The following is a 16538-nucleotide window of genomic DNA, read 5'->3' as shown; positions in this document are numbered from 1 at the left end:
ACGCGCTCCGGCAAGGGACGATCTCCCAAGCGCAGTGCGAGGCGCCGCACCGCCGCGCGCGCCCCTCATCCGGCCTCCGGCCACCTTCGCCCCGCCTCGCAGGGAGAAGGGCTCAGACTCACTGGTGCTCGCCATCCAGGTAAAGCCAGCGTCCGTCAATGCGCACGAAGCGGCTGCGCTCGTGCAAGCGTACCGCGCTACCGCCACCGACGCGGTAGCGGGCGACGAACTCGACCTCGGCCGTATCCGGCCCGGTGACGCGGTGCTGTTTCACCGTCAAGCCGAGCCACGTGGTTTTGGGCGCACCGGGTGCGTCCAGGCCCAGCTCGGCTGGGCGGGTATCGGGATGCCAGGTGGCGCGCAGGTAATCGGCATCGCCGGTGACGAAGGCGCTGTAGCGCGAGCGCATCAGCGCTTCCGCGTCCGGCGCGAGTTCACCCGCGTGATAGCGCCCGCAGCAGGCGGTGTAGTCGCGGTGGGTGCCGCAGGGACAGGCGTTCAAGCGCTGCCTCCTGTGGGAGCGACGTAAGTCGCGAAGGGGCCTCCGCGGCGGTTCATCGCGACTGACGTCGCTCCCACGACAGCATCGGACCGGCGTCGGTCACCGCTTCCCGTGGCCCGTCTCGATGAAGCGCAGGAACTCGGCGCGGGTGCGCGCGTCTTCGCGGAAGGTCCCCAGCATCTTGCTGGTCACCATGCTGACGCCGCGCTTGTGCACGCCGCGGGTGGTCATGCATTCGTGTGCGCCGTCGACGACGACCGCCACGCCGCGCGGCTGCAGCACGTCCTGGATGCACTGCGCGATCTGCGCGGTCATCTTCTCCTGCACCTGGAAACGGCGCGCGTACACGTCCACCACGCGCGCCAGCTTGCTGATGCCGACCACCTTGCCAGCGGGCAAATAGCCCACGTGCGCGCGACCGATGATCGGCGCCATGTGGTGTTCGCAATGGCTTTCGAACTCGATGTCGCGCAGCACGATCATCTCGTCGTAGCCGGCCACTTCCTCGAAGGTGCGCGCCAGGTACTCGCGCGGATCCATCTGGTACCCGCTGAACCAGTCGCGATACGCCTTGGCCACGCGCTTGGGCGTGTCCAGCAAACCTTCGCGCGAAGGGTCCTCGCCGGCCCACTCCAGCAGCACGCGCACGGCATCCTCGGCCTGGGCCTGGGTCACCTTGCCGGGTTTGTCGTCGGAATGGCTCATCGCATGGGCTCCTGCGGGGGGCGTGATGGTAACCCATCGGGATGTCGGCCAGTACGCGCGAGGGCGCGCGACGGATGCAGCATCGGCGCGTCAGCGCGGCTCGCATGGCGGCGCTCCATCGCGTAATGTCGTGCCTGCAAGGAATGCCACCCGCCACCCGCCAGGATGCCGCCATGACGCTCCGTCTTCTCCGTTTCGCTGCGCTCGCGTGCGCGTGTCTCGTCTTCGCTCCCTCGGCCCAGGCGGCCGATGCCGTGCTCGACAAGGTGATCGCGCTGGCACGAACCCAGGCGCTGAACGGCGACCAGCCCGATTGGCCCGCCGTGGAGCGCGAAGCCTATGCCCGCCTCGCGGCCATGCCGGGCGAGGAGGGCCGAACCTCCGCGATCCGTTTCGTGCTGGCGTCGCTGAAGGACCGCCATTCAGCGTATTACCCGCCGGCTCCCGCCAATCCAGTGGTTTCATCAATAGCGCCCATGGTGACGGCTCCCGCAGCCAGGCCTCCCATCGCCGAAGGTCATGTGCTCGAAGGGGGCATTGGCAAACTCACGATCAACCGTTGGAGCGGCAACGCCGCGGCCGTTTCCGCAGAGGCACGGAACGTCCGTGCGAAGCTCAATGATGTCCTCGCCTCATCACGCTGTGGACTGATCATCGACGTGGCCGCCAACACCGGTGGCAACATGTGGCCGATGATGAGCGGCATTGCGCCTTTGTATAGCGAAGGTGTGCTGGAGACATTTGAAACGCGGAGCCGAGCGCGGGAGCAAGTCCGCGTTGTGAACGGGAGATTGTTCATGGGCGACAGCCTGTACCCCTCGGTGGCACTCGACGCGATCCCGCGCGCTCCCTCCCACATCGCAGTGATCCTGGGGCCGAGGACGATGAGTTCCGGCGAGATCCTGGCGATCGGTTTCAAGGGTCAGCGGAACGTCCGCTTCTTCGGTCAACCGTCGGGCAATTACACAACGGCCAACCGCCCGTACGTACTGGATAACGGCGGCAGACTGCAGTTGACCACGGCGCGTATCTTGGACCGCAACGGCACGATCCAGCAGGGCCCCGTCCTGCCCGACGAAACCACCGACCAGCCGCTCGATGCGGCGCGGGCATGGCTGCAGGCGAACTGCGCCACGCACTGACGTTGCACGCGGGTTCCGTGTTGTGAACGGGATGCATGGGCCATCCTCACGCCGTGTTTCGGCGTGCCTGCCTAGAACAGAGGCGACCACGATGTCATTGAGGTGCCCCCATGCCCCAGATCCAGACCCAAGCCGACCTTCACCCGCGCGCGATCGACGTCGTGGCGGTGGACCCGGCCCTGCTGAACTTCGGCATCGACGTGTTCCAGGCGGTGATGACCGGCGCGCTGCCCTTGGCGGAATACGACGGTGAGGATCTCGCCTGCGTCGGCATGAACGTGATCGCGCGACAGGTCGGCGGACACGGACTGACGATTGAAGAAGAGGCCTCGCTGGTACTGCGCGTGGTGGCGTTCGGCGAGCTGGTGACGCGCGCGGAGACCGACAGTCGCATCGCGCCGCATGTGCATGTCGTGCGCGATGGCTACCAGATCACGCCGGCGTTCCTGCAGGCGGCCGCAAGCGCGGACATCGTGCGCCGCGTCGATGGTGGCTTCGCCTACGACCTCGACAGCATGGCGGCACGCCTGGTGCACTGACGCGGCGCGGCTGGACAGCGGAGGGTGGCGGTGGCATGGTCGCCCCCGCCGCCCTGGATGGAGTCGTCATGAAGACGTTGTTCGCTGCGTTGCTGGCCTCGACGGCGCCACGCTGATCGAAACCAAAGCTTTCTTAAGCAGGCGACGGCGTTCAAGCGCGTGCCTTGACCTGCGTCCACACTTGGAAACAAGGAGGTACCGCATGGCTGCGTTCCGCCTATTGATAGCCCTGCCACTCGCGCTGCTGCTGACGGTCTCCGCTCATGCTCGTGACGCGTCCACTGCCGTGGTGGCGCCGGTCGAAGATACTGGCACCATTGAAGGTGCGCCCTATCGCATCGACATCCCTGCCGACTGGAACGGGGAGCTGGTCGTACTCGCGCACGGGTTCGAGCCCGTCGGTGTACCGCGGGCGACGCCGTGGCCGGCGAACGATGCGACGCCCGTCTTCCTGTCGGCACGCTACGCGGTGGCACAGAGCGGATACCGCACCCAGGGCTGGGCCATCCGCGATGGCATCATGGATACGGAGGCGGTGCGATCGCATTTCGCCGCGCGCCACGGCCTACCTGCGCGTACTTGGCTGGTGGGCTTCTCGATGGGTGGCGGCATCGCCGTCGCCAGCCTTGAACGACATTCGGCCCAGTACGACGGTGCGCTGTCGCTGTGTGGAGCGAACGTGCCGGGTAACGTGCTGGCCGAAGATCTTTTCACCACGCTTGTCGCGGTGGATGCGCTGTTGCCGGGGGTCGCGCAGAACCTGGGTGGCCGGTTGTCCGATCCGCATACGCCAGCGAAAGGCCAGATGGACGTGATGAGCGCGGTGGCGGCTTCGCTGGATACCGCGCCGGACATCGCGTCGCATCTGGCCGGACGTCTGCAGGTGCCGGCGGCCGCGGTGCCCGGCATCGTAAGCTTGCATACCCTGGTGTTCCGCGATCTGACGCTGCGCTCAGGCGGTATGCCGGTGGACAATCGGCAAACCCGTTACGCGGGCTTCGGCGACGATGCGGCGTTCAACGCTGTCGCGCCGCGTTACGCCGGCGACGCCTCGGCGATGGCCTACGTGGCTAACGCTCCCGCACTAAGCGGCCACCTCGACAAGCCGTTGGTGCTGCAATACAACGCCGACGATCCCACCATCGCGCCTCGCTTCCAGTCTATGTATGCGGCTTTGGCCCAGCGCACGGATGGCGTCGCTCCTGTGGTGCTGCCCGATACTGGCGAAGGGCACTGCGGGTTCTCGCCAGAGCAGATCGCGCGGGCCTTCAATGTGCTTACGCGGTGGGCGACGACGGGACAGCGGCCGGCGGAGCTCTGAACCACCGCGCGCGCAGATGCGCGAAGCCGGGCTACACGGCCCTCAGGGCGAGCGCTTGCGATGGACGCGTGGCCCCTCCTTGGCGTCCTCCGGCGTCGCCGCGGACGCTATCGCCTCGTTGCCGACCGGCTCCGCCGGGGTGTTCTCGGGCGTGGAGCTTGCCGCATCGCGCTTGCGGGCTTTCTTTTCTTCCAGCTTCTTCTTCTTGGCCAGCTCGCGCTGGCGTTTCTCGAAGGCGTAGTTCGGCGAGACAGGCAAAGGGCGGCTCCCGTACGTTCAGCGGCGGTGTTTGCCCGCCGGCGGATCGGCGGGGGGAAGGGGTTTGCCGTCCTGGCCTACCTTGCGCCGGGCATAGGTCGTCCCGAGCACCTCGATGATGCCCCCCTCGCGATGGAATGCGGCCAGGTCGGCCGCGAGGGTTTCGTGCGTGAGCGGGCCGCGGTCGTTGCCCGGTCGACGTGCGAAGACGCGGCTGGCGTCGCGATGGATGTTCACTGCGACCGTCCCATCGGTCGCGTGTTTGCGGGGGCGGGCCATGCCACTCTCCTCAGGAGTAAAGCGCCAGGGGGATGCCGCGCGACATGCTGTCCCGATAGTCGGTCCGCACGGCGAGACAGTAAGGGCCCGACATCGTGAAGCGACGGCACACGTCGGGCCGCGTGTCGTAGATGGAGCAGCACATGCGGGCCGCATCGATGGCCACGCACCAGCCTTCCGCGTCGCGCGCCATCACCGTCAGCCCGGCCGCGGTGTGCGCAGTCAGATGCGCGGGGATGCGGTCTTCCGGCTGCACCACGACGGTCAGGCGGCAGCACACGGCATCGCAGCGGGCGCACAGCGGCGCCGGAGGATGACCATCGGCGCTCATGCGGCGATCCCCCGCCGGTAATGCAACAGTCGGCCCCGATGGGGCGGCAGGTCGCGGTCGTCCATCGGGCAGGGCGTGGCATCCACCGCGAACCCCTGCATCGCCAGCAGGCGGCTGAAGCGCGCACTGTTGCCGCGCCCGGGATCGGTGATGAGCACTTCGGCGCGGACTTCCGCGTGGCGTTCAATCACCGCACTGAGTACGTCCGCGCTCTCGCATTCGTAGAGCACGTCGCTGGCGACGATCGCATCGAAGCGGCCCAGCGACGGCAACGGCATGTCCCAGCGGAGTTGCCGGTAATGCAGCGCAGGCAATCCGTTCAGCGCGGCGTTGTAGGCGAGGAACACCTCCGCGAGCGGGTGGATGTCGGAAGCGACGATGTCGGCACCGCGCTTCTGCAGCACCAGGCTGGCCAGACCGATGCCGCATCCGATTTCCAGGATGCGCTTGCCGGTGATGTCGAAACGCTGCATGGCCTGGGCCAGCAGGCGGCCGGCCGGCCAGACCTGGCCGAACAGGCTCCACTGCGCCGATGAGATGCCGATGCGCGCACCGTGGCCATCCGGGTCGGCGAACTGCTGCTTGTCGCTCAACACGCGCAGGCGATACACATGGCCGCCGACTGCGTGGCGGGTCTCGCGGACCTGATAGCCCGTCATGGGCGCTCCCGGAGGTGTGTCAGCCAGCTTGGCGGTGACACGTGGAGGAAAGCGCAGCGAGCGACGGTAGCGGCGGTCGGACGGGACGCACGAATGTGGCGGTTCCATCCTACGCCATCGGAAGCTCCCCAACCTGAAGCCCGGCGGAAAGGACGGTGACGCGAAAATGTACAGGTCGCGCGCGATGAAACCGCCGGCCTCGGCTCAGCGGGCGCCCTTGCACGCGGGAAACGTGGAGCAACCCCAGAATCCTTCTCCCGTATGCCGGTTCGTCCTGCGTACCATCACCGCTTTGCACGCCGGGCAACTCGGGCTCGCAGGTCCAGGCGCTGTCCGATGCGGCGCGGGCTCGCCGTTGTTCGCGCGACTCGTGCCGTTCGCCTGCACACCCCGGATCATCCCCAGCAGCGTGGCTCCATCGATCAGTTCGATCGGCTTGCCCTCCGCGAACCGCGCCGCCTCCGGCGTGAAGCCGCCCAACGCCGCGATGCGGACCGCATCCGCGCGGTGGTGCGTCATCAGGCCGAACATCTCGCGCACAACGTTGACCGGCACCTTGTCGCGTCGCCATTGCTTGCACTGCACCAGCGTGCGCTTGCCGTCGCGATGCAGGACCAGGTCGATGCCGCCATCGGCGCCGCCCAGGCCGGTTTCCTCTACGGTGTAGCCGCGGCGGCGATACGCCTCGCCCACGAGCCGCTCGAAGTCGCGCCACCCCAGCGCCGCGATGCTCTCCAGGCCGCTGCGGGTGTCCAGCAAACGGCGCGTGCGGCGCGCATCGAAGAACGACATCGCCGCCGCGATCGTGCACAGGCCAAGAAAGACCCACGCCAGCGGCAGGAAGGGATTGAATGCCTGGAAGGCGCCGCCCAGCGCATTGCTGCGCGCGAACAGCCATGGAATGCCATGCGCGATGGCCAGATAACCCACGACGCCAAGGCATAGCCCGACGGGCCATGGCAGCGTGGCCAGGTTGTCGATGAAGCCGCGTCGACCACGTCCCATGTGGCTCCCCTTCTCGCCTTGGACGGACCTTAACGTGGCCGCTGCGGGGATGCACAGGGGGCACCCGCGCCGTTCGTCGGTTGTCAGAGGGCTCAGGATGGCGGCGATACGCCTCAGCGCCAGCTCGCCTTGCGCGACGGCGGCGGCTTGGCGTCGATGTCGATGGACGGCACCAGCAGCGACAGGCGCGCCCGCGCGAACTCGCCGCTGCCGTCCACGTCCAACTTGCCGGCGCTGTTGGCGTTGATGAGGCCGGTATCGAGGAAGACCTCTTCCCCTTCGGCCAGCCGATGGCGGGCACTGCAAAGTTTGGCGGGTACCTGCAGTACGCTGATGCCGTCGCGCTGCCAGCGCGTTTCCGGCATCAGCCGCCGGACGATCGAGCCGTCCGCCCAGACCTCCACCGCATCCGACGACACCGACCGGCACTTGCCGATCCCTACATCAAAAGCCATGCGCCCTCCTAAAGAGCGGTATGCGTGAGCGTGAAGAGATAGCCGCGCGCTTCCAGCATGGCGCGCAAGCGCTGTTCCGCGGGCACGCGGTGGAACTGGCGGCCCGCCCACAGGCCGAAACAGGGCCGGCCGGTGTTGTGGCCATGGCCCACGGGCCGGCGCGACACCGCGATGTCCAGCGATTCGCATGCCGTGGCCCAGAGGACCCGCAGGTCATCCGGGCCGATGGATTGCTGGGATCCCAGGTGCAGGATGAAGACCTGAACGTGCTGACTCGTCACACACACCTCCTCGGCACGCGCGGCGCGCGGAATGGGCCGATAGGGAGGAAGGTCGCCGGCCAGATGCGGCGGAAGGAACTGCCAGTCAGCAAGGACAGGTATACGCCGTTGGGGGGGTTATCGCAAACGCCGGGGGGCGCAACCTCCTCGCGTCATGGCCACGTTGCCCGACGGCGTATTCAGCGCGCGCCCAGCCGCCAGCCCAGGCCCGACCAGCGGCTCGCATGCCGCGAGAGTGCTTCGCGGATCACGGCGTCGCTGCCGGCGACATGCAGCTCGCGACGGGCGCGGGTAAGCCCGGTGTAGACCAGTTCGCGCGACAGCACGCGGTTGCCGCGTACGGGCAACTGCAGCCACACGGTGTCGAACTCGGAGCCCTGCGCCTTGTGCACCGTCATTGCGAAGGCGGACTCGTGCGCGGGCAGCGCGGCCGGATGGAAGCCGCGTGGCGCATCGGCCGTGTCGCCGGGGAACCAGGCGACCAGCGTACCCGTCGCATCGCGTAGGCAGATCCCGATGTCGCCGTTGAACAGGCGGTGGCGATAGCTGTTCTCGGTGACGATGAGCAACTGCCCGTGGAAGCGGCCCGGCGTGGCGCGCGCCGCGCCGCCGCCTTCGGCCAGCAGGCGCTCGATGCGTGCATTCAGGGTCCGCGCGCCTTGCGGGCCTTCGCGCACCGCCGTCAGCAGGCGCAGGCGGGTGGAGTGCGCCAGGGCCTCGGCGGGCGTGGCCGCCTGACCCAAAGCACGGAAGTGCGTGAGCAGGCGTTCGCGCTGCGCGTCCAGCGGATCGGTCAGGTCTTCATGGAAATGCACGCCGGCGAGCGCATCGCCCCGCAACTGCGACAGCGCAAGCTCGGCATCGCCCGCGCGCACGGCCGCCGCCAACGGTGCGAGTTGCAGCGCCTCGCTCTGCCGCCAGCCGCGATGCAGGTGGACGCGCACGCCGGCGAAGGAAGATGCCGGCGTGATGTCGGCATCGCGCGGTGGGCCCAGCAGCGGTTGCAACGCGTCCGCATCCACCACGTCGATGCGTTCGCCCTCGCCCGCCGCGCCGAGGATGGCCGCCAGCACGTCGCCGGCTTCCACCGACGGCAGCTGGTCCGGATCACCCAGCAGTACAAGCCGCGTACCTGGCGCGATCGCATCGACCAGTTTGGCCATCAGCGGCAGGTCGATCATTGACGCTTCGTCGACGACCACGACGTCGTAGGGCAGCGGATTGTCCCGGTCGTGGCGGAAGCGCGGCGAATCCGGGATCGTCCCGAGCAGGCGGTGCAGCGTGGCGCCGGTGGTGGGCAACGCGGCGAGCAGGTCGGCGTCGATGCCCTGCGCGGCCAGCGCCTGTGTCGCATGACGCACGCTCTCGGCCATGCGTTCGGCAGCGCGACCGGTGGGCGCGGCCAGCGCGATCCGCGGCATTCCCTGCCCCGACAACCCGGCTTGCGCAGACAGCAGCACCAGCAGGCGCGCCGTGGTGGTGGTCTTGCCGGTGCCGGGACCGCCGGTGACCAACAGCAGCGCGTGGCGCAGCGCGAGCGCCGCCGCGCGCGCCTGGCGGTCGTCGTGCGCGGCGTGCGGAAACAGCGTCGCGAACAGCGGCGCGAGGGGTTCGATTCCTATTTCCGGCACCGGCTGCGCGGCGACGCGCTGCAACCCCAGGGCGAGTGCGCGTTCGTACTCGCGATAGCGGCGCAGGTAGAGCAGGCCGCCTTCGAGCACCAACGGTGCGTTGGCGGGCGAGGGCGACGCGGCCTCGCGGGGCGTGGCGACCCAGGGTGAGGCCGCGAGTTGCTGCGCCCACGCAGTGGGATCGGGCCAGGGAAGCTCGGCGTCGACCAGTGCGCCCGCGGCGTCCAGATCCACGCCGGCGTGGCCCTTGGCCACGGCCAGCGACGCCAGCGCCGCGGCGGCGAGCACCGCATCGGGCGTGTCGCGGTCCAGCCGGCGCAGGCTCTGGGCGAGCGCATGGTCCAGCGTGCGCAGGTGGCCACCTTGATAGAGCGCGTCGAGCAGGCTCATGCGGCGGCCTCCGTCGCATGCCCCGCGAACAACGCATCGAGCGCATGCACCAGCTCCGGTGCGAAGCGTTGCGCGTGCACGCCGGGCGAGCGCGGCTGGGTGAGGTCGAGCCCGCGGCAGAAGAGATAGCGGATGCCGCCGAAGTCGCGCGCATAGTCGTACGCCTCGCCCAAGCGGAAGCGCAGCCAGCGGTGCAGGGCCAGCGTGTAGATCAGCGCCTGAAGGTCGTACTCGCTGTGCACCATCGCCTGCTGCATCGCCGCCGCGTCGTAGGCCGGCAGCTGGTTGGACTTGTAATCGAGCATGTACCAGCGGCCTTCGTGGCCATAGGTGAGATCGATCAGGCCGGTCATCAGGCCTTCCAGCCGCGCGCGTGCGCCGAAGGCGGTGCGATGGCGCAATAGGCCATGCCGGTGCAGCAAGGCGAGCAGGGCCGGCACGCCGGTGGGCTGCATGGCGAAGTGGAATTCGATTTCGGCACGGCGCGCATCCGGCGGCACGTCGGCCAGCCGCACGCCTTCCGGCAGCGGTGTGCATAGCGTCTGCCCCACCAGCGGCACAAGCACGGCGAGGCCGTCGTCGATATCGGCTTCGGCATAGCCGCCTTCGCGCAGCGCCTGAACGATGACCTCGGCCTGTGCATGGGGCGCGGGATCGCCGGGTTGCCAGTCGCGCCATGCGGCGAAGTCGGCATGTTCCAGCGCGGCATGCATCACCACGCCGAACCGGCTGCCGGCGAAGCGCGGATCGGCCTGCACCGCGGGCGTGGCGATCGCGTCGGGCAGCACGTCGGCATCGGACGCAGGCGTCTCGTCTTCGCCCCCGGGATCGGCCTGCGTGGCGGCCGCCAGCGGATCGGCGCCTTCGGCGTGGGCGAGCTGGGTGAAGCTGTAGACCCACCAGTCGGCGGCGACGCGATGCGCACTGGTGCGCGCCGACGCGATGGCGGCGGCATGCTCGACCGGCAGGCGCTCCGGCGGCGGCTCCGCGGGTCCTTCGACGATGCGGATGTCGCTACGCAGGCCCAGCGCGGCGATGTCGGCCAGCAACGGCGCGATGCGGCTCTCCTGGAACTGGGCCACGTCGCCCGCGGCGATCCACAGCGCGTGTTGTGCGCGGGTCAGGCCGACGTAGAGCAGGCGCGCGTCCTCGGCCTGCGCGTCCAGCTTCGCCGCCACGCCCGCGCCCTGCCAGGCGGCATCGTCCTTGTCGATGCGCCAGTGCAGCACGCGGTGCGCACCATCGTGCACGGTGCGATGGCGCGCGCTGTCCGCGCGGCCGGTGCCCAGACCGGCGAACGGCAGGTAGACCAGCGGATACTCCAGGCCTTTGCTCTTGTGCAGGGTGACGATCTGCACGCGGTGGGCGTCGGACTCCAGACGCAGCAACTGCGTTTCGTCGTTCGGATCGGCATCGGCGATGCGCGCCTGCAGCCAGTCAAGCAGCCCATGCAGGCCCAGCGTGCGGGCGGCGGCTTCCTGCAGGTGCTCGCCGAGCTGCAGGTAGTTGGTGATTCGGCGCTCGCCATCGAGCAGGCCGAGGAGGCGCTCGGCTTCGGCCGCGCACAGCTCGGACACCAACGCGAACGGACCGCTGCGCTGCCAGCGCTCGCGCCAGTGCAACAGGCGCGCCTGATGGCGGCGTTGCGCCTCGCCGTCGGCCTCCAGGGCGGCCAGCGCGGCGGCGTCCTCGCCCAGCAGCACGGTGGCCAACGCCGCGCGCAGGCGGCCGGCGTCGGCCGGATGCAACAGCGCGAGCAGCAGCGTGCGCAGGTCGGCGGCCTCGCGACTTTCGAACAGGCTCTGCTTGCCCGCGGCGACCGCCGGGATGCCGGCCCGCGCCAGCGCCTGCTGCATGCGGGTGGCGTCCTTGTGGTTGCGCACCAGCACGGCGATGTCGCCGGGCCGCACGGGCCGGCCATCGATCGACGCGCGGCCCAAGCGCGCATCGGACAGCACGCGGTGGATATCGGCCACGCAGGCGGCGGTGGCGGCATCGCGCGAGGCCTCCGCATCGAAGGCTTTGCCGCCCTCGTTGCGCAGCATGCGCAGGGTGAGCGCGGGCGCTGCAACGCCTTCGCGCAGGTAGTCCGCGTCGCCGCGTTTGTCGCCCGGCGAGACGGCCTCGAAGCGGATGTCGGGATGGACGAACGCCGCGCGGCCCGCAGCCTCCGCACCGTCGTAGAGCGCCTGCAGCGCGCGCAGCACGGCGGGGCGCGAGCGGAAGTTGTGCGTGAGCGGATCCGCATGGACGGTGGCCGGATGATGCTTGGCCGCGAGATAGGTGGCGACGTCGCCCCCACGGAACCCGTAGATGGCCTGCTTGGGATCGCCGATCAGGAACAGCGCCGGCGTTTCGCCCAGCACGCGCACGTCGTCGGAATCACCGAACACCCGGGCGAAGATCTGCCACTGGCGCTCGTCGGTATCCTGGAACTCGTCCACCAGCGCAATGCGGTACTGGGCGCGCAGCCGCGCCACCAACGCACGGCGCCGGCCGGCGTCCTGTTCGTCGCCCAACGCGTCCGCCACGCGGTCGATCAGGTCGTCGTAGGTCTGCACACGTCGCGTGCGCTTGAGCGTATCGAGGCGGCGGCGGGCCTCATCGCGGAGGCGGTGCAGCAAGGCCACGCGCAGACGGCGCTGCATCTGCTGCCAGACATCGTCGGCCTCGCACCAGGCGCGCAGTGCGTCGAACAAAGGCGATTCCGGGACACGCGCAGCCTCGCCGTCCTTGCAGAATCCGACCAGCGTTTCCGGCAGCAGCTTCTGCACATGCGTCTTGTCGGTACGCGGCCACTGCGCCGGCGCGATACCCGCCTCCAGTTCCGCGAAGGCCTTGTCGAAGCTCGGTCGCTTTGCGCGGCGGCCATCGAACACCTTGCCGTCGAATGCCGCCGCGATCGCGGTCCGCGCCTCCGCGCCGTACAGGCCGTACGCTTCGACCAGATGTGCAGCACGCCCGGCTCGCGTGGCCTCCACGGCGATGCGACGCCCGCCTTCTCCGTCGTCGTCCGCGGGTGCGGGCGGCAGTAGCGTCAACGGTCCGCACAGCGCCGGGAGGTCGGCGGCGAGCGCATCAGGACCGCTCCACAGGCCCGTCAGCGCGTCGACGGTACCGGCATCGGCCGCGTAGGCACGCCACAGATCAGCGGCGACTTCCTCGTACAGCGGCCGTGCGTTGCTGAGCAGTTCGCTGGCGTGCAGGCCTTCCCCGGTGTCCAGCGCATGCTCGCGGAGCACACGCGCGCAGAAGCCATGGATGGTGAAGATCGCGGCCAGGTCGGTCTCTTCGGCGGCCGTGCGCAGGCGACGCGCGAGCCTGACAGGCGGCTCGTCGCCATGCGCAAGGTGGCGGGCCAGGATGGCTCGCGTGAGCGCAGCCTCGTGCGTCTCGCCCTCGCCTGCCGCCGTGCCGACGAGATCGGCGGCCAGCGCCAGGCGTTCGCGGATACGCTTGCGCAGCTCCTGGGTCGCGGCCTCGGTGTAGGTCACCGCCAGCACCTCGCCGATGCGCAGGCCGCGCTCGACGATCAGGCGCGTGAACAGCGTGGCCAGGGTGTACGTCTTGCCGGTGCCGGCGCTGGCCTCGATCAGCTGCACGCCGTCGAGCGGCCGGTCGAGATAGGGCTCGCGGGCGGGATCGAAGCCGCTCATGCCGCGCCCTCCCCACTGTCGGTGCAATCACCGCGCAGCGCGGCGTAGATGCGCAGGCTGGTGTCGACGAACGCGGCCATCCCGTCCGCATCGGCCAGCGGATCACGGCCACGGAATGCCAGCTGGATGGCTTCGCCGGTGCTTTCGCCCCAGTTGAAATCGCCGGGATACCATTTTGCCCGCGCGGCGTCCGCGCGCTTGTCGGGATCGGCGCCGTGGATCTCCCAGCCGGTGTGCGGCGCGAACGGCAGCGGCGCGCGCAAGCCATCGCGACGCAGCGACCCCAGCAGGCGCAGCGCGTCACGCGCCTGTTCCGCCTCGATGCCCGGGGTGACGTGCGGGCCGACGCCGGCCTCGCCCGCGTCGTGGAACTCCACCAGCGGCACGCGCAACCCGCAGGCGTTGGCCAGCAGCCAGTCCAGGCCGTGGCGGATTGCGGCCGGGCCATTGAGCGCACCGATATGCACGCGCGCGAGGCCATGCACGTAAAGATCGTCGAGGCGGCCCCGCACACGCACACCATCGATCACGGCCTGCAGCAGGGGTGCATCGACCTGCGGACCCGCCCATTCGGCGAACGCGCGCGCATAAGGCGCGACGTCGGCAAACACGCGCTCGGCCGCCTGCACGCCCAGCGGACCGGTCGGCACCTGGCCGCGTGCGCGCAGGCGGCTGTAGAGCGCACCGGGCGTGCGGGAGTCAGGCGGCGACACGCGATCGAGCAGCCAGTCGAAGACCTCGCGCTGCATGCGCGCACGCTCGCGGCCGTGGGTGGGTGCGATGAGCGGCTCGGTGTCCTCGCCTTCCTCCAGCGCATCGGGCAGCCGCAAACCGAGCCGCTGCGCGAGGAACTGGCCGGCGGGATCGAGCAGGAAACGGCGCAACGCCTCCAGCGGCAGCGCGTCGCCTTCGTCTTCGAGTGGCGGCAAGGGCGCTGCCACCCAGGGCGGCAGCGCGCGACGCACGCTACCGAGGCGATGCGCGGCATCCCGCCATGCGGCGCGATAGCTGAAGTGGCGCGGATCGCCGTCGCCGCCGAACGCCGCCGGCGCGAACGGCTGCAAGGTGTGGCGGACGACGAGCGCATCCTTGGCCTTCGCGTCGGCGTGGTAACGCGACGCCACGTCGACCAGTTCGCTGACCAGCACGGATGGTTCGCGTGCGCTGCCGTCGCGCGGATCGGCGCCGAGGTAGCTGACGTAAAAGACATCCTGCGCCGCGGCGAACAGTTGCAGGAACAGGAAGCGGTCATCCTCGCGGGTCGAGCGGTCGCCCGGCAGGCGGCGGCCCGCATGCAGTTCGGCGGTCAGCTTGTTGAGACCGGCGGCGGGGTCGCGGCGCGGGAAGTCGCCGTCGTTCATGCCGAGCAGGCAGATCGCACGGAACGGCAGCAGGCGCATCGGCACCATGCGGCCGACGCTGATGCCGCCGGTGAGCAGCGGCGCGCGCGTGTCGGCCTGCGACAGCAGGTCGGCGAAATGCGCGCGCACGACCTCCGGCGGAACCACGCCGCCGTAACCGGCGGCTTCCGCATCGCGGGCGAAGCGGTCGACCAGCGTGCGCAGGCGATCCAGCGCGCGCTGCGCGCGCGGCGCGGCGGGTCGCTCGGGCAGCAATACGTCAAGCAGGTGCAGCAGGCGTTCGCGCCAATGCGCGGGCGACTGCGCCTCGCCGAGCGCGCGTCGCTGGCGGGCGAGTTCGCGCAAGAGGCGTACCAGCGTGTCGAGCGCGTCCAGGCTGCCGCCTTCCAGTTCCGGCCACGGCGCGACCCCGGCGATGTCGTCGTCGCTGCCACTCGCATGCCCCAGCAGCAGGCGGTCCAGCGCGAACTGCCAGGTGTAGGCATCGTCGGCCGGCGCATCGGCCGCGGCGCGGTGCGTGGCGTCCAGCCCCCAGCGCGCACCGGCCTCGCGCAGCCAGCCGCGCAGGCGATCGATCGCCTCGGTATCCAATCCGGAGGCTTCGGCGACGGGCGCGCTGGCCAGCAGGTCGAGCACTTCCTCGAGACCGAAGCGCGACACCGGCAGGTCCAGCAAACGCAGGAACACCTCCGCCAGCGGTTCGCTCGCCAGCGGGCTGGTATCGGCCAGCGCCCACGGCAGCGCGTCGTCGTGGCCGCTGCCGCCGAACACCGCGTCGAGGTAGGGCACGTACGGATCGATATCCGGCGCGAGCACCGCGATCTCACGCGGCTGCAGCGGCGGGTCGAAGCGCCGGCCCTCGGGGGACGCGGGGTCGAGCAGCGCGCGCAGCCGGTCGTGCAGCACCTGCAGTTCGCGCAGGCGCGTGTGGCAGGCATGCACCTGCAGGCTGGGATCGGCCAGGTCTAGCGACGCGCGCGGCGGCGGCACGGTCGGCGCACGGCGGTGGAACAGGTCCGACTGCAGAAGCCGTAGCAGCGTGTGGGGGCCCTCGGCGGCAAGCGGATCGGCATAGACGTCGATCTCCGCGCGCGGATGCACGACTTCGTAATCGCCCAACAGCGCCATGAAGTCGCGGCCGGCCGCGCCCCAGGCCTGCAGCAGCGGGTTTTCCTGCACGTCATCGGCGAACAGGTCGCTGTCGCCGCTGCGACGGCGCTCGCGCAATGTCTGCAGGTCGCCCCAATAACCGCGGGCCGGCGTCGGCAGGTAGAAGTGCAGCGTGCCTACGCGCGCCTGCGTGGCCAGCACGCGCAGCACGTCGGGCGAGACGTTGAGGGTGGCGAACACAAGGAGTCGCTTCGGCAGGCCCTGCGGAAGCGGCCCGTCCTCGCGGCCGAAACGCGTGAGGTAGTCGTGGATGCGCCGCGCGCGGTAATCGTGCCCGCTGGCGACCGCGCGCCACAGGCGCGCCTGGGCGTCGTCCTGTTCGGCCCCGGCCTCCCAGCGCAGCAGCCAATCGCGGCGCCAGGCCTGGTACTTCTCATAGACGCCGGCGAGTTCGCCCGCCAGCGCCCAGGGTTTCAGCGGGTCGCCGTCTCCCAGCCAGGCTGTGAGCGACGCCAGGGCAGGCGAGGCGCGTAACGCCGGGTCGCCCAGCGCGCCGTACAAGCGCCATTGCAGGGCGGCCATGTCAAGGTCGTCGGTGCTCGGGCCCAGGTTCGCGTCCAAGGCGCGGGCGACGAATTCGCCCGGGGTGAGGAATTCCAGGTTGGCAGCGACCCCGTACTTCGCCGCCAGCGTGGCCTGCAACCAGCGGCGCATCGCGACTTGCGGGATCAACACCACGTCCGGCGCCAAGGGCGACTGGCCCGCCACCGGCGTGCGCAGTTCCTCAGCCAACAAGGCCGCCAGCAGCTCCAGGACGTTGGACGGGTACAGGCGGAAGTCAGACGTGAAGTCGGCAGGCATCGCGCCATCTTGCCGCAGCGACGTCGCGAATGCCGAGACAGGGGCGGTCGTC

At 69.9% G+C, this 16538-nt stretch carries 15 protein-coding genes; 3 read left to right on the top strand and 12 right to left on the bottom strand.

Features of this window, described 5'->3' with window-relative positions; translation table 11 throughout:
- Positions 1 to 118: 118 nt before the first annotated feature.
- The gene (locus tag AC23D6_RS00340; protein WP_487750880.1) at positions 119 to 502 is read right to left on the bottom strand and encodes a YchJ family protein; all 384 of its coding nucleotides are present in this window, start codon (positions 500 to 502) and stop codon (positions 119 to 121) included.
- 99 nt (positions 503 to 601) lie between these two features.
- Positions 602 to 1207: a GTP cyclohydrolase I FolE gene (gene folE / locus AC23D6_RS00335; RefSeq protein ID WP_487750879.1), complete on the bottom strand. Its 606-nt coding sequence runs from the start codon at positions 1205 to 1207 to the stop codon at positions 602 to 604.
- A 173-nt stretch (positions 1208 to 1380) separates the two neighbouring features.
- Between folE and AC23D6_RS00330 the strand changes: the two genes are divergently transcribed.
- The 3 genes from AC23D6_RS00330 to AC23D6_RS00320 all read left to right on the top strand — a co-directional run bounded on the left by AC23D6_RS00330 (position 1381) and on the right by AC23D6_RS00320 (position 4209).
- On the top strand, positions 1381 to 2349 hold the full coding sequence (locus AC23D6_RS00330; RefSeq protein WP_487750878.1) for a S41 family peptidase: 969 nt from the start codon (positions 1381 to 1383) through the stop codon (positions 2347 to 2349).
- Positions 2350 to 2459: 110 nt separating this feature from the next.
- The gene (locus tag AC23D6_RS00325; protein WP_487750877.1) at positions 2460 to 2888 is read left to right on the top strand and encodes a hypothetical protein; all 429 of its coding nucleotides are present in this window, start codon (positions 2460 to 2462) and stop codon (positions 2886 to 2888) included.
- A gap of 202 nt (positions 2889 to 3090) precedes the next feature.
- A complete protein-coding gene (locus AC23D6_RS00320; RefSeq protein WP_487750876.1) occupies positions 3091 to 4209 on the top strand; it encodes an alpha/beta hydrolase family protein in 1119 nt (372 codons plus the stop codon).
- Between the two features lie 42 nt (positions 4210 to 4251).
- Here AC23D6_RS00320 and AC23D6_RS00315 read toward each other — a convergent pair whose 3' ends face one another.
- From AC23D6_RS00315 to recC, 10 genes are all read right to left on the bottom strand, one after another.
- Entirely contained in the window at positions 4252 to 4467 is a 216-nt protein-coding gene (locus AC23D6_RS00315; RefSeq protein ID WP_487750875.1) for a hypothetical protein, read from the bottom strand.
- Between the two features lie 18 nt (positions 4468 to 4485).
- Positions 4486 to 4746, bottom strand: coding sequence for a hypothetical protein (locus AC23D6_RS00310; RefSeq protein ID WP_487750874.1), 261 nt, complete (start codon positions 4744 to 4746; stop codon positions 4486 to 4488).
- Between the two features lie 10 nt (positions 4747 to 4756).
- Positions 4757 to 5077: a YkgJ family cysteine cluster protein gene (locus AC23D6_RS00305; RefSeq protein ID WP_487750873.1), complete on the bottom strand. Its 321-nt coding sequence runs from the start codon at positions 5075 to 5077 to the stop codon at positions 4757 to 4759.
- Positions 5074 to 5736: a class I SAM-dependent methyltransferase gene (locus tag AC23D6_RS00300; RefSeq protein WP_487750872.1), complete on the bottom strand. Its 663-nt coding sequence runs from the start codon at positions 5734 to 5736 to the stop codon at positions 5074 to 5076. The genes AC23D6_RS00305 and AC23D6_RS00300 overlap by 4 nt, the downstream gene beginning before the upstream one ends.
- A gap of 204 nt (positions 5737 to 5940) precedes the next feature.
- Positions 5941 to 6741 (bottom strand): restriction endonuclease, encoded by an 801-nt coding sequence (locus AC23D6_RS00295; protein WP_487750871.1) that lies wholly within the window; start codon positions 6739 to 6741, stop codon positions 5941 to 5943.
- Between the two features lie 113 nt (positions 6742 to 6854).
- Positions 6855 to 7196: a hypothetical protein gene (locus AC23D6_RS00290; protein WP_487750870.1), complete on the bottom strand. Its 342-nt coding sequence runs from the start codon at positions 7194 to 7196 to the stop codon at positions 6855 to 6857.
- An 8-nt stretch (positions 7197 to 7204) separates the two neighbouring features.
- Positions 7205 to 7477 (bottom strand): hypothetical protein, encoded by a 273-nt coding sequence (locus AC23D6_RS00285; protein ID WP_487750869.1) that lies wholly within the window; start codon positions 7475 to 7477, stop codon positions 7205 to 7207.
- A 179-nt stretch (positions 7478 to 7656) separates the two neighbouring features.
- A complete protein-coding gene (recD, locus tag AC23D6_RS00280) occupies positions 7657 to 9498 on the bottom strand; it encodes an exodeoxyribonuclease V subunit alpha (RefSeq protein ID WP_487750868.1) in 1842 nt (613 codons plus the stop codon).
- On the bottom strand, positions 9495 to 13154 hold the full coding sequence (locus AC23D6_RS00275) for a UvrD-helicase domain-containing protein (protein WP_487750867.1): 3660 nt from the start codon (positions 13152 to 13154) through the stop codon (positions 9495 to 9497). Before AC23D6_RS00275 ends, recD begins: the two co-directional genes overlap by 4 nt.
- Complete coding sequence (gene recC / locus AC23D6_RS00270; protein WP_487750866.1) at positions 13151 to 16486, bottom strand: exodeoxyribonuclease V subunit gamma; 3336 nt, start codon at positions 16484 to 16486, stop codon at positions 13151 to 13153. Before recC ends, AC23D6_RS00275 begins: the two co-directional genes overlap by 4 nt.
- Positions 16487 to 16538 lie beyond the last annotated feature (52 nt).

It is taken from the genome of Pseudoxanthomonas sp. G3 (assembly GCF_057654715.1).
This window is presented reverse-complemented; position numbering and strand designations above follow the sequence as displayed.